The organism is Aquimarina sp. EL_43 (assembly GCF_943422735.1).
In the GTDB taxonomy this organism is placed as follows: Bacteria; Bacteroidota; Bacteroidia; order Flavobacteriales; family Flavobacteriaceae; genus Aquimarina; species Aquimarina megaterium.
Genome location: NZ_CALSBR010000001.1, coordinates 550,699 through 564,398, shown reverse-complemented (window position 1 = coordinate 564,398; position 13,700 = coordinate 550,699). Strand labels below are relative to the sequence as shown.

The window sequence follows — 13,700 nt, the reverse complement described above, 5'->3', positions numbered from 1 at the left end:
ACACTTTAGAATTTATGATTTAACATTTAAAATTTAAACTTTTGAAAGAATCGTATATAATAGACGGAGTCCGCACTCCTATAGGAAGCTATAAAGGAACATTATCAGCAGTAAGAACTGATGATTTAGGAGCTTTGGTAATAGAAAAGTTAGTAGAAAATAATCCAAATATTCCAAAAGATGCATATGATGATGTCATTATGGGGTGTGCTAATCAGGCTGGTGAAGATAATCGTAATGTAGCCAGAATGGCTGCGTTATTAGCAGGGCTACCTTATACTGTTCCGGGAGAAACGGTTAATCGTTTGTGTAGCTCAGGGTTATCTGCAATAATACATGCTAATAGAGCAATCAAAGCAGGAGACGGCGATCTATTTATTTCGGGTGGAGTAGAAAATATGACACGTGGGCCATACGTGATCGCAAAACCGTCATCTGCCTTTGGTAATGATTCTAAAATGTATGACTCTAGTTTTGGATGGCGATTTGTAAATCAAAAAATGCATGACCTGTATGGTACAGATGGTATGGGAAATACTGCAGAAAACCTGGTAGAGAAATATAATATATCTAGAGAAGATCAGGATGCATTTGCGTATTGGAGTCAGATGAAAGCAACCAATGCCCAGAAATCGGGGAGATTAGCCAAAGAAATTACTACAGTCGAAATCCCACAGCGCAAAAAAGATCCAATCTTATTTTCTGATGATGAGTTTGTAAAACCAACTACTACCAAAGAGGTATTAGCAAAATTACGCCCAGCTTTTAAAAAAGAAGGTAGTGTAACAGCAGGAAATTCTTCAGGATTAAATGATGGAGCAGCAGCTACCATTATTGCATCAGAAGATGCAGTTAAAAAATACAATCTAAAAACACTAGCTAGAATAGCAAGCTCTGCAGTGGTAGGAGTAGAACCTAGGATTATGGGTATTGGACCTGTTCAGGCTTCTAATAAAGCTTTGGAAAAAGCAGGGATTACAATGGATGATATAGATGTTATTGAGCTTAATGAAGCCTTTGCCTCACAAGCATTAGCGTGTATACGAGAATGGGGATTAGCAGATGATGACCCAAGAATAAACCCTAACGGAGGATCTATTGCAATTGGGCATCCATTAGGAGTAACAGGTACCAGGATTGCGTATTCTGCAGCTTTAGAGTTACAACAACAAAATAAACGATATGCACTAATCACAATGTGTGTTGGAGTAGGTCAAGGCTATGCTTGTGTAATCGAAAATACAAATGTCTGATTTATGAAAAAACTAGAAAGCTACATAAACGGAAAATGGACTTCAGGTTCTGGAGATGGAATCGTAATGCACGATGCCATTACAGGTGAAGTTATTGGGACGTCTACAACTGAAGGATTAGATATCCCCGAAGTATTACAATATGGTAGAACAAAAGGAGGAGAAATACTGAGGGAAATGACTTTTCAGCAACGTGGTAATATGCTTAAAAAATTGGCATTATATCTTACCAAACGCAAAGAAGAGTTTTATGAACTAAGTTATCGTACAGGAGCAACCCGAGTAGATAGCTGGATCGATATCGAAGGTGGTTTTGGTAATCTTTTTGCCAATGCATCATTACGAAAACTATTCCCTAATCAACCATACCATGTAGAAGGAGATCCTATAGATCTGTCTAAAGGAGGACGGTTTATGGCACATCATATTTTAGTACCCAAAAGAGGAGTCGCTGTACATATCAATGCTTTTAATTTTCCTATTTGGGGAATGCTAGAAAAATGTGCTGTTAACTGGATGGCAGGAGTACCAGCAGTGGTATTACCTGCACCACAAACCGCATATTTAACAGAAGCAGTAGTACGAGTAATTATAGATTCTGGAATACTCCCCGAAGGAGCATTACAGTTACTTAGCGGAATGACCAAAACGATTCTGGACACAGTAGAATCTCAGGATGTAGTAACTTTTACAGGTTCTGCGCATACAGGAAGAATGTTGAAAGCACATCCAAGACTTATAGAAGAATCTGTACCTTTTACAATGGAGGCAGATTCATTAAATGCTTCTATATTAGGAAAAGATGCTGTGCCAGGTACACCAGAGTTTGATTTATTTGTTAAAGAAGTTCGAAAAGAAATGACTGTGAAATGTGGTCAGAAATGTACTGCAATTCGTAGAATTATTGTGCCTTCAGAATTGGTTGAAGATGTACAAATTGCTTTAGGTCAACAGTTGGATAAAGTTACTGTAGGAGATCCAAGATTGAAAGAAGTGCGAATGGGAGCACTGGCAAGTAAGCAGCAGGTAGAAAGTTTTAAAAATAATATCTCAGAAATAGCTAAAACTGCTCAGATTGTATATGGTGATTTAGATAAACTTGAAACTGTAGGAGCCGATGCTCAAAAAGGAGCATTCGTAAGTCCAATTTTGATGCGAGAAGATAACCCATTCAAAAATACAAATGCACATACGATTGAAGCATTCGGTCCAGTAGCGACTATTATGCCTTATGATACGCTAGAAGATGCTATTACCTTATCTCAAATGGGTAAAGGATCATTAGTGTCCTCTATTTTTACATACGATGATAAAATAGCCAAAGATTATATCGTAGGTGCAGCTTCTCATCACGGACGTATCTTGGTTGGTAATCGAGAAAATGCGAAACAAAGTACTGGTCATGGTTCTCCATTACCATTACTTACACATGGAGGCCCGGGACGAGCTGGTGGTGGCGAAGAAATGGGAGGAATGCGAGGAATTAAACACTTTATGCAACGTTGTGCCATCCAGGGAACACCAACCACACTTACCGAAGTAACAGGTATATACCAGGCAAATTCTGCGTATAAAGAATCAGAAAATCATCCGTTCTCATATCATTGGGAGGATATAGAACCGGGAATGTCACTAAAAACCCATAAACGTACAGTAACTGATACAGATATCATTGGTTTTGCAAACCTTACCTGGGATCATTTCTATGCGCATACCGACATCACATCTTTAGACGGGAGTATTTTTGAAAAACGAACGGCACATGGGTATTTTATCCTGGCAGCCGCAGCGGGATTATTTGTATATCCAAACAAAGGCCCAGTAGCAGCTAATTATGGATTAGAAGAATGTAGATTCTTGAGACCAATCTATCATAATGATACAATATATGTTAGACTAACCTGTAAAGAAAAAGTAGATCGCGATGTTGCAAGTGCAGAACATCCTAGTGGTATTGTAAAATGGTTTGTAGAAGTATTTGATACCGAAGATGAGTTAGTAGCTATTGCTACCATTTTAACAATGGTACAGAAAAAACAAACCTCTCTTGTAGAAATGACCGAAGCAAAAATTAAGAAATGCTTACTGAAACTATCTGCAGACACCAAACCAAAATGGGGGATTATGACACCCCAGCATATGATAGAACATTTGGAGTATACCTATAAAATTGCTTCAGGAGAAATTCAGGATTTTGAAATTGCAACACCAGAAAAGATTTTGGATAAAGTACATAATAGCTTATATAATTACGAACCTTTTCCTAAAAACACAGATTTTCCATTACTTAAAAAAGGAGAGTTAGAAGATTTAAAACATCCTGACCTAGAAACAGCTGTAATAAAGCTGAACGAAGCAAGAGAAGTATATAAAACATATTTTAAGGAAAATCCAGATGCAATATTAAAAAATATTGTTTTCGGAGAATTGAATAAATATGAATGGTATCTGTTAGAAAGAAAACATTTAAACCATCACTTTGATCAATTTGATCTGTTAGGCTAAGTAGTTTAGAAAATAAAATATAAACCTCACAGGTTTTGAAAACCTGTGAGGTTTTAGAAGAAAAAAAATATATTATAAAAACCGAACAATGTAAAATAGTAAATGATAAAATTTTAAAGCAATGCCATCTACTTTAAACTTTTAGATTTTACATTTAAAATTTGATATTTATTTTGACACAACCATACGTAAACATAAACATAGAAAATCAGGTAGGAATTATTGAATTTTTTCATCCTGCGCATAACTCCTTACCGGGAGATATTTTGACTAAGCTTGCTCAAACAATTACTGATGCGGGTACTAATGATGATATCAAGGTAATTGTATTAAAAAGTGGAAAAGACAGAACATTTTGTGCTGGAGCCAGTTTTAAAGAGTTGATCAATATTAATGATGCCGAAACCGGAAAAGTATTTTTCTCTGGTTTTGCCAATGTAATCAATGCGATGCGTAAATGCCCAAAATTTATTATTGGGCGAGTACAAGGAAAAACTGTTGGAGGAGGAGTTGGATTAGCTTCTGCAACCGATTATTGTATGGCAACAAAATATGCATCCATAAAATTAAGTGAACTTAATGTAGGTATAGGACCATTTGTAGTAGGACCTGCAGTAGAACGTAAAATAGGATTGTCTGCAATGACGCAGATCGCAATTGATGCAAATTCGTTTTATGATGCAGAGTGGGCTAGAGATAAAGGGTTGTTTACCAAAGTTTTTGAAGATGTAGAAACATTAGATGCTGAAGTAAAAGCTTTTGCAGAACATTTATGTACATACAATCCAGAGGCAATGAAGGATATGAAACAAGCATTTTGGAAAGGAACAGAAGATTGGGATACATTTTTGGCAGATAGAGCTGTAATTAGTGGAAGATTGGTGTTAAGTGATTTTACAAAAGAGAAATTAAAAGGATTTAAATAGAATATTGAACACCAAATACTAAACAAAGAGTATCGAGTATCGAAGTTTATATTTTATTAAATAATAATTTGATTTCAGTATTCAATATTAGATATTTATATGATTTACAGCTTTAAAGGATATATACCTGTAGTACACGAAAGTAGTTTTGTACATCCACTGGCGGCAGTGACCGGTAATGTGATCATTGGTAAAAACTGTTATATCGGTCCAGGAGCGGCGATACGTGGAGATTGGGGAGAGATTATCCTTGAAGATGGAGTTAATGTGCAAGAAAATTGTACGGTACATATGTTTCCTGGTAAATCTATTGTGCTCAAAGAAAGTTCGCATGTAGGACACGGAGCGGTGATTCATGGTGCAAATTTGGGACGTAATTGTTTAATTGGAATGAATACTGTGATTATGGATGATGCAGAGATCGGAGATGAATGTATCGTGGGGGCAATGTCTTTTGTGAAAGCAAATACAGTTTTTTCAAAACGAAGTTTGATTGTTGGTAATCCGGCAAAGGTAATTAAAGAGGTAAGTGATGAAATGATAGCCTGGAAAACAAAGGGCACACAGTTATATCAACAATTGCCAGCAGATTGTTATGAGTCACTAAAAGAAGTAGAGCCTCTAAGAGAAGTTCCGGAGGATAGAGGAAGGCAGGAAGCATTTTATAAAACGCTAGAGGAGTTTAAGCGAAAATAGATCATTACGAATGTAGCATTGAGTTGCCACACTAAGCTTGTCGAGGTGTTGCCGAAATGTAACATAAACGAATAAAATTAATATAAATAAACTAACAAACATTTGTTAACCAAGATGTCGACAGTAGAATTAAAAATGCCCAAAATGGGTGAAAGTATATCAGAGGCTACCATTCTTAACTGGTTAAAGAATGTAGGTGATACGGTAGAAGAGGATGAAACAATTTTAGAAGTAGCTACAGATAAAGTAGATTCTGAAGTGCCTTCTCCTTGTAATGGAGTGATTACAGAAATACGATATCAGCCTAATGATGTAGTAGAGATAGGGCAGGTAATTGCTGTTATCAATGCCGATGCAGTATCTGGGTCATCTCATCAAAAATCGGAAGAGACAGAAACTACTATTGAAAGATCACAAAAAAAACCAGAACCATCTGTTCAAATAGAATCAAAAACAACAAGTAATTCTGATTTTAAAAATCTAAACCTAGGCGAAAATGACGGTTTTTTATCTCCTTTGATCATTAGCATTGCTCAAAAAGAAAATATCACTATAGAAGAACTGCAAAGTATTGCAGGTACAGGAGTAGATGGTCGTATACGCAAAAGTGATGTGATGCAATACCTGAAAAACAGGAAATACCCACTGCCTAGCAGGCCACAACCGCAATCACCAAAATCGACTTATAATGCACCTCCGATCTCATTTATAGAAGGCAAAGATCGTATTGTAGAAATGGACCGTATGCGCAAAATGATTGCAGATCATATGGTGTACTCTAAACATACTTCGCCCCATGTAACCAGCTATATCGAAGTTGATGTAACCAATATTGTGAATTGGAGAAATGAAGTAAAGGTGAAGTTTCAGGAAAAACACGGAGAAAAATTAACATTCACTCCAATTTTTGTAGAAGCGGTTGCTAAGGCAATTCAGGAATATCCAATGATTAATGTTTCTGTAGATGACAAGAAGATTGTGGTACATAACGATATTAATGTTGGTATGGCAACTGCACTGCCTAATGGTAATTTAATCGTTCCGGTGGTTAAAAATGCAGATGAAAAAAACCTACTTGGATTGGCTAAACGTGTAAATCATTTGGCGAATAGTGCAAGAAGTAATGCCTTGAAACCAGATGAAATACAAGGAAGTACTTTTACCATTTCTAATGTAGGAACCTTTGGTAGTTTGATGGGAACACCAATTATTAATCAACCCGAAGTTGCTATTCTGGCTTTAGGAATTATTAAGAAAAGACCAGAGGTGATTACTACAGAAAAAGGAGACGAAATCGCAATTAGAAGTATGATGTATTTATCATTGTCTTTTGATCATAGAGTAGTAGACGGGTTTTTAGGAGGGTCATTTTTACGTAAAGTAGGTGATGAACTGGAAGCTTTTGATATAAATAGAGAAATATAATAATCAATACATGCACAAGGGATAGAAGCAAGCTACCATGTAGCGCGAATAGCCCGACCCCGAGAGATACGATTCGGGGATGTGCCCAAAACAAATACTAATGGAGCAGCAAATCAAAATTACAACAACCTCGGATTCAAAATTAAAGGATATTGATTTTGATAATATTCCTTTGGGTAAAGCCTTTACCGATCATATGTTTATCTGTGATTATGAAAATGGAGCGTGGCAAAACCCGCGTATCGAACCATTAGAATTTATTCCTACACATCCTGCAGCGATGGCTTTGCATTATGGACAGGCGATTTTTGAAGGAATGAAAGCTACAGTAGGAAAGGATAATACTCCGTTGTTGTTTAGACCAGAAGAAAATGCAAAACGATTTAATCATAGTGCTGCAAGAATGGGAATGCCTTCTGTACCCGAAGAACTTTTTGTAGAAGCAGTAAAGCAGATTGTAGGCATAGAGTATGGGTGGATACCACCACAAGAAGGAAGTGCATTGTATTTACGACCATTTATGTACGCAGATGAACCTTTTATTGGGATGCGTGCAGCAACAAGTTATAAGTTTATTGTGATCTGCTCTCCTGCCGGACCGTTCTTTACCAAAAAAATAAGATTGTATGCTGAAACCGAATATATAAGGGCTGCAGACGGAGGAACGGGTGAAGCAAAAGCGGCAGGTAATTATGCTGCTGCGATCCTACCTACCGAAAAAGCCAAAGCCAAAGGCTATGATCAGGTATTGTGGTTAGATGCTAATGAGCACAAGTATATTCAGGAAGTAGGAACTATGAATATCTTTTTTAAGGTAGATGGTAAGTTTATTACTCCGAGGACCAATGGATCGATTTTAAAAGGAATTACTCGTGATAGTGTAATCACTTTGCTAAAAGATAAAGGTTTTGAAGTAGAGGAACGCCCAATTACGATTGATGAGGTTATTGAGTTTTCGAAAGAAGGAAAATTAGGAGAGGCTTTTGGAACCGGAACAGCAGTTGCTATTGCCATGATAGAAGCTATTGGATATAATGAAGAATTAATCACTTTACCCGATACAAACCCTGTAAGCCAGGATATGAAAAATACTCTGGATGAGATCAAAGCTCAGAAAAGAGAAGATAAGCATGGTTGGATTATACCTGTGTCTATTAAAGAGAAAGTAAAATAATTAGAATGTTATTTAAGGAAGAATTTTGGTTGTTTCAGTGTTTAACGATGGTTAAAAAAATATCGAGAGCAAGTGAAATTAAAAATCGTAAGTCGTACATCAAAAATTGATTTAAAATGTTAGCTGAAAAAACAATAGCAAAAGAAGTATTAGAAAAAGCATTCATGACGCTCTGTACGGCTAAGTCGATGACAGAGTTGTACGAAGAAAACTTTAAGATTGTTTCTAAATATGTACATGCTACCTCGAGAGGACATGAAGCAATCCAAATAGCTACAGCAATGCAGCTATTACCTCAGGATTATGCGTTTCCCTATTACAGAGATGATTCGATGTTGCTGGGGATAGGAATGCGCCCGTATGATTTGATGTTGCAGTTACTAGCAAAAAAGGAAGATCCATTTTCGGGAGGTAGAACCTATTACTCGCACCCCAGTTTACGAGATGAGGATAAACCAAAAATCCCGCACCAATCATCAGCAACAGGAATGCAGGCCATACCTTCTACGGGAGTAGCATTAGGAATGCAATACAAAGAATTGGTTGGTTTGGATGACAAATCATTAAAAGATAAACCTCTGGTAGTATGTTCTCTTGGAGATGCATCGGTAACAGAGGGAGAGATTGCAGAAGCTTTTCAGATGGCTGCCTTAAAGCAATTACCGATTTTGTATTTGGTACAGGATAACGGATGGGATATTTCTGCAAATGAAGAGGAAACCCGTGCACAAAATGCTTTTGAATATGCAGCAGGATTTAATGGATTAGAAGCTATTTCTATCGACGGGGCTAATTTTACAGAAAGTTATCTGGCGATACAAGAAGTAATCAAAACCATAAGAGAAGAAAGAAGACCAATTCTGGTGCATGCCAAAGTACCTTTACTAAATCATCATACCTCGGGAGTGCGAATGGAATGGTATCGTGATGATCTTGAAGAAGCTCGTTCTCGTGATCCATATCCTGTATTGAGAAACCAATTGCTTTCATCTGGTTTTACCGAAGATGAAGTACTGGCTATAGAAGCAGAAGCAAAAGCAGTAGTGGCCAAAGATTTGGAAGAAGCCATGAAAGCTGAAGATCCAAAACCAGAAGACTTATTTACTCATGATTTTGCTCCTACACCAATTACAGAAGAGAAAGGAGAACGATCCCCTGCTGATAAAGAAGAAGTAGTGATGGTAGATTGTGCTTTGTTTGCTGTAGAAGAATTAATGAAGAAGCATAAAGAATGTTTGTTATATGGACAAGATGTAGGGGGAAGACTAGGAGGAGTATTTAGAGAAGCAGCTACATTAGCTCAAAAATTTGGAGACGAACGTGTGTTTAATACTCCTATCCAGGAAGCTTTTATTGTTGGTTCTACTGTTGGAATGTCTGCTGTTGGTTTAAAGCCTATTGTAGAAGTACAGTTTGCCGATTATATCTGGCCAGGGCTAAATCAATTATTTACAGAAGTAAGCAGGTCATGTTACTTATCTAATGGAAAATGGCCGGTATCGATGATTCTACGAGTTCCGATTGGAGCTTATGGTAGTGGAGGACCATACCATTCTTCCTCTGTTGAATCTGTAGTAACTAATATTCGCGGAATCAAGATTGCATATCCAAGTACCGGAGCAGATCTTAAAGGGTTGATGAAAGCTGCATACCATGATCCAAATCCTGTAGTAATCTTAGAGCACAAAGGCTTGTATTGGTCAAAGGTAAAAGGAACCGATGCTGCCAGGACCATAGAGCCATCAGAGGATTATATATTACCTTTTGGTAAAGCTAATGTTGTACAACGTATATGGCCACAGGATCAAAAAGAAACCATGACGATTATAACCTACGGTATGGGAGTACATTGGGCGCTTAATGCCACAAAAGACATGAAAGATGTAGTTGAGGTTATTGATTTACGTACATTGTATCCTCTGGATGAAGAAACCATTATGGAATCGGTAAAGAAAACAAAGAAATGTCTTGTAGTTACCGAAGAACCTACCAATAATTCTTTTGCAAGAGCATTATCGGGTAAAATCCAGGAAGAGTGTTTTAGATCTCTGGATGCTCCTGTAATGACTATTGGATCAGAGAATATGCCAGCCATTCCTTTGAACAGCACTTTGGAACAAACCATGATTCCTTCTACCGAAAAGGTAAAAGCTAAGATAATGGAATTATTAGCATATTGATTTGTTCAAATAGGTTAGATTAAAAATGAAAAACCTGAATTTAATTTAGAATCCAGGTTTTTCATTTTTTTTTTTTCTATTATTTAGAAACTCTATATGGTTTTAGTTCTTCAAAGAAGATATCATCATTAGGAACATCAAAATCCATACTTTTAACATTTAAGTTATTATCGGTATTAAATTTTACGGTTCCAAAACTAAACCAGGCATGTTTCTTATCCCAAACAATTTCCCAAACGTCATGATGCCAGTGTCGTAGTGTAGCAGATAAATCTGGAGTATGTTCAAATTTCATGCGTAACTGGTCTTTTTCTAACGAGATTTTAATTTTTCCGTAGATATCAGACATATAATCTCCTGCTATTTTAGTTGGTGCGACAGAAGGTTTGGTGTTTAGCTCTCTTTTTTCTTTTCTTTTAGAGATTCGAGTATCTTTTTTGCCATTATTATTTGCCTTTTTCAATAGTTTGGCAGACCAATCGATAGATGCTGTACCTAGAAATTGATCTAAAGCATAATAAGTTGCAGCTCTAATTGGACTTTTCATACCATTGGTAAGTACTACAACCCCTAGATTTTCATCAGGAATTAAAGTAACTGCCGTAATCATCCCATCAAACCCTCCTGTATGAGCAACGCTAAGTCTTCCTTGATAATCACTTAATCCCCATCCTAATCCATAGCCACTAAAATGTTTATTGAAATCATTTTTTGAAGTGTGATCTACTCTATAATTGTTATGAGGTGTCCAGATCATATTTCTGGTGTTTTTGGTAAGTAATGTATCTTTATCGATACGACCATGGTTTAGATTAAAGATCATCCATTTAGAAACATCTTTAACACTAGAAATAAGCCCACCCATAGCTCCTATTTCTTCCCAATCTACCCAGTCGATAGGGATATTTTTATCATTTTCACGACCATGCGGGGTGGCATAATTCTTTTTTGTATCCAGTTTTTTATATGATGTTATGGTTCTATCCATTCCCAGAGGATCTAGAATTCGTTCTTTTACATTTTCTCCCCAACTTTTCCCCGTTACTTTTTTTATAATTTCTCCTGCAGTAATGTACATTACATTAGAGTACCCAAATCCAGATCTGAAATCATGAGTTTTAGGAAGATGTTTAATTCTTTTTATAATTTCTTCTGATGTTAAGTTTGCTTTATACCAGATCACATCACCACTGAATGTGCCAAGTCCAACACGATGACTTAATATATCTCTAATAGTAACTTGATTACTTACCCATGGATCGTAAAGCGCAAAATATGGTAGATGTTTTTTTACTTTATCATCCCAATTAAGCTTTCCTTCCTGAACCAGCATTCCAATAATAGTAGCCGTAAACGCTTTAGAGTTAGATGCAATGGCATACAGCGTATTTTCATCTGGTTTTTCGTCTTTTCCTTTTTCTTTTCCTCCGTAATTACCACTGAAAATCAGTTTTCCATCTTTAACAATTCCAATAGAAACACTAGGTATATCCCAGTCTTTTGCCATTTTTGCATAGTATTCATCTAACTTTTTAAGATCAACTGTAGTGCCTGTTTGACTTAATATATTCGTTGTAGAAATCAGTAATACTGTAAATAACAGCAATAGTTTTTTCATGATATTAATTTTAGATAGTGTTTTGTGTGTTTCGAAAGGTAAATATAATTTATTTAAGATGATAAGAATGCTATATCTCCTTCAAAAGAGGATCAACTATACAATCGATTTTGTCTAACTAATAATTATAGTTAGGTATATGGGATGCTATTTTTTTAACAATTTTCTGAATGCTTCAGCATTTCCATGAAATAGATCATAATCGACATCGCCTCTAATTCCTTTTAAGTTTTTAAGATCTGTACGTTGCCAGATAATCCAGCCTTCACTTTTCCAGGTGTTGGGAACTTTTGGAGTTTTTTTGGTATACTCTGCAATCCACAATTTATATTTGGCAAAATCGGGATGGTCAAGGTATTTAACACCAAAATAAAAATTAGAATAGATAATTGGGGTGACTCCCCATTCTTTTTCTACTGTTTGTAACCAGAGTAAGGTGTTTTTTTGATATTCTTTTTTGGTTACGTGGGCTTGAATCCCTAATTCTTCTAGATCTAAAACAGGAGGTAAATCTCCCGGTTCTAATGTACCTACTGCAGCTATAAAATTTTGAGCTTGCTTTGTAGGATCGTAACCAGTTTCATAAAAATGATATGCACCCCGGTAGATGCACTTACTTTTTGCAGCTGCTCTGTTTGTTTTAAACATTGGATCTTTAAAATCATCACCTTCTGAAGCTTTGATATACACAAAATTAACACCGTCTTTCTTAATATCATCCCATTTAATATCTCCTTGAAAATGAGAGACATCCATCCCTAAGATAGAAGGATCTGTTTCGAGTCTTTGATTTTCTGAACTACACAAATTGTTTTTGTCTGTTGCGCAAGAAAACAGTACTAACGATAGTACAAAAAGTTGAGTGGTAATTTTTTTCATGAATTCTATTGGTTAAGTCTTAAGAATATTTAATTGTTTAATTTTTAGGTTAATGTGGATCATGAGTTAGATCTTTGCCAAGTTTTTTTAAATTTTCGTCTTGAGCTTCTTCAATTTTACTTAATCCAGAAAAATGAAAGAACTTCTTAAGTAAGAAACTCATGAGATAAAAATATAATAGTGGCAGAATAAGAAAAAGAACAATGAGGTTACTAATCATGTTTATGATAAGTTTCATCAATTCTTTTTTACCTTCTTTTAAGATTTGAAAAGCTTCAGAAAACCCTTCTTCTGCGTCAATACTAACATCTTCGACTTTATCAACAACTGCATCTTCAACTTTTTTAAAAATGCCTATACCTTTACGACCTTTTTCTTTGGCTTTCTCTAATTGCCTGTTTTTTCGAGCTTCTTGTTTTGATTTGATGTGCTTTTTCTTTGCTTCATATTTGTTTTTAATAGATGAAAGATGTTTATGTAACGAAGAACCAAGACTTAATTCCATTGTGTCAGATACATAGTGTATTCCATTAACATATAAAGAAAGTCCCGGGTTTATAAGCAATGCTATAATAAGCAGTTTTAAAGCTGTTTTTTTATATTTTTCGAAGAATATACCAATAAGAAAAATTAAAGGAAGTACTTTAAACAGTAACGATTTACCCATATTCACTAATATGGTTTGAACCGCGATTACAATATTTGCAAAGGTTAAGTAATTGATGGCTCGTGTAAAAATATCAGAAAGCTCTGTGGCCAGCCCACCAACTAAAAGGATACCAGAATTGCCAATACCTGCAGTGATACTTTTTAACTCCATGGCAACGCCAAGACCCAGCATCATATCTCCATTTATATTAGATAAAAAATCAATAGCTGGTGCTACTAATATGTTACTAAATCCCAGAACGATAATAATCAAAGAGATGATAATAACCCAGATTTTATCATTTTTAATAAGATTGGATAGTGTTTGGTTAATATCCATAGCAGTAGTAAAGTTGGTTCGTTTTTGTGTAATTTAAAGGTAGAGAATTTTTGAAG

The 13,700-nt window shown here is 35.9% G+C and carries 10 protein-coding genes; 7 read left to right on the top strand and 3 right to left on the bottom strand.

Annotation, left to right across the window (positions count from 1 at the left end; all coding sequences use genetic code 11):
* Nucleotides 1–41: 41 nt before the first annotated feature.
* The 7 genes from NNL09_RS02670 to NNL09_RS02640 all read left to right on the top strand — a co-directional run bounded on the left by NNL09_RS02670 (nt 42) and on the right by NNL09_RS02640 (nt 10,159).
* A complete protein-coding gene (locus NNL09_RS02670) occupies nt 42–1,253 on the top strand; it encodes a 3-oxoadipyl-CoA thiolase (RefSeq protein ID WP_196909037.1) in 1,212 nt (403 codons plus the stop codon).
* A gap of 3 nt (nt 1,254–1,256) precedes the next feature.
* A complete protein-coding gene (gene paaZ, locus NNL09_RS02665; RefSeq protein WP_196909036.1) occupies nt 1,257–3,758 on the top strand; it encodes a phenylacetic acid degradation bifunctional protein PaaZ in 2,502 nt (833 codons plus the stop codon).
* A gap of 173 nt (nt 3,759–3,931) precedes the next feature.
* Nucleotides 3,932–4,684, top strand: a complete 753-nt coding sequence (locus NNL09_RS02660) for an enoyl-CoA hydratase/isomerase family protein (RefSeq protein WP_196909035.1) — start codon at nt 3,932–3,934, stop codon at nt 4,682–4,684.
* A gap of 99 nt (nt 4,685–4,783) precedes the next feature.
* A complete protein-coding gene (locus NNL09_RS02655; RefSeq protein ID WP_025667664.1) occupies nt 4,784–5,380 on the top strand; it encodes a transferase hexapeptide repeat family protein in 597 nt (198 codons plus the stop codon).
* 144 nt (nt 5,381–5,524) lie between these two features.
* Nucleotides 5,525–6,805 carry a dihydrolipoamide acetyltransferase family protein gene (locus NNL09_RS02650; RefSeq protein ID WP_231389137.1) on the top strand — a complete coding sequence of 427 codons (1,281 nt, stop codon included), beginning with the start codon at nt 5,525–5,527 and terminating at the stop codon, nt 6,803–6,805.
* Nucleotides 6,806–6,905: 100 nt separating this feature from the next.
* Nucleotides 6,906–7,979 carry a branched-chain amino acid aminotransferase gene (locus NNL09_RS02645; RefSeq protein ID WP_196909034.1) on the top strand — a complete coding sequence of 358 codons (1,074 nt, stop codon included), beginning with the start codon at nt 6,906–6,908 and terminating at the stop codon, nt 7,977–7,979.
* 116 nt (nt 7,980–8,095) lie between these two features.
* Nucleotides 8,096–10,159 carry a thiamine pyrophosphate-dependent enzyme gene (locus NNL09_RS02640; RefSeq protein ID WP_035096775.1) on the top strand — a complete coding sequence of 688 codons (2,064 nt, stop codon included), beginning with the start codon at nt 8,096–8,098 and terminating at the stop codon, nt 10,157–10,159.
* A gap of 79 nt (nt 10,160–10,238) precedes the next feature.
* Here NNL09_RS02640 and NNL09_RS02635 read toward each other — a convergent pair whose 3' ends face one another.
* From NNL09_RS02635 to NNL09_RS02625, 3 genes are all read right to left on the bottom strand, one after another.
* Nucleotides 10,239–11,777 (bottom strand): serine hydrolase, encoded by a 1,539-nt coding sequence (locus tag NNL09_RS02635; RefSeq protein WP_196909033.1) that lies wholly within the window; start codon nt 11,775–11,777, stop codon nt 10,239–10,241.
* Between the two features lie 147 nt (nt 11,778–11,924).
* Nucleotides 11,925–12,656: a glycoside hydrolase family 25 protein gene (locus NNL09_RS02630; protein ID WP_025667659.1), complete on the bottom strand. Its 732-nt coding sequence runs from the start codon at nt 12,654–12,656 to the stop codon at nt 11,925–11,927.
* A 49-nt stretch (nt 12,657–12,705) separates the two neighbouring features.
* Entirely contained in the window at nt 12,706–13,644 is a 939-nt protein-coding gene (locus NNL09_RS02625) for a hypothetical protein (RefSeq protein WP_196909032.1), read from the bottom strand.
* Nucleotides 13,645–13,700 lie beyond the last annotated feature (56 nt).

Excerpts from the sequence above, each read along its gene's own strand:
- paaZ (WP_196909036.1), top strand. The coding sequence starts at position 1,257 with ATGAAAAAACTAGAAAGCTACATAAACGGAAAATGGACTTCAGGTTCT.
- NNL09_RS02655 (WP_025667664.1), top strand. The coding sequence starts at position 4,784 with ATGATTTACAGCTTTAAAGGATATATACCTGTAGTACACGAAAGTAGT.
- NNL09_RS02650 (WP_231389137.1), top strand. The coding sequence starts at position 5,525 with ATGGGTGAAAGTATATCAGAGGCTACCATTCTTAACTGGTTAAAGAAT.
- NNL09_RS02645 (WP_196909034.1), top strand. The coding sequence starts at position 6,906 with ATGGAGCAGCAAATCAAAATTACAACAACCTCGGATTCAAAATTAAAG.
- NNL09_RS02640 (WP_035096775.1), top strand. The coding sequence starts at position 8,096 with ATGTTAGCTGAAAAAACAATAGCAAAAGAAGTATTAGAAAAAGCATTC.
- NNL09_RS02635 (WP_196909033.1), bottom strand. The coding sequence starts at position 11,777 with ATGAAAAAACTATTGCTGTTATTTACAGTATTACTGATTTCTACAACG.
- NNL09_RS02630 (WP_025667659.1), bottom strand. The coding sequence starts at position 12,656 with ATGAAAAAAATTACCACTCAACTTTTTGTACTATCGTTAGTACTGTTT.
- NNL09_RS02625 (WP_196909032.1), bottom strand. The coding sequence starts at position 13,644 with ATGGATATTAACCAAACACTATCCAATCTTATTAAAAATGATAAAATC.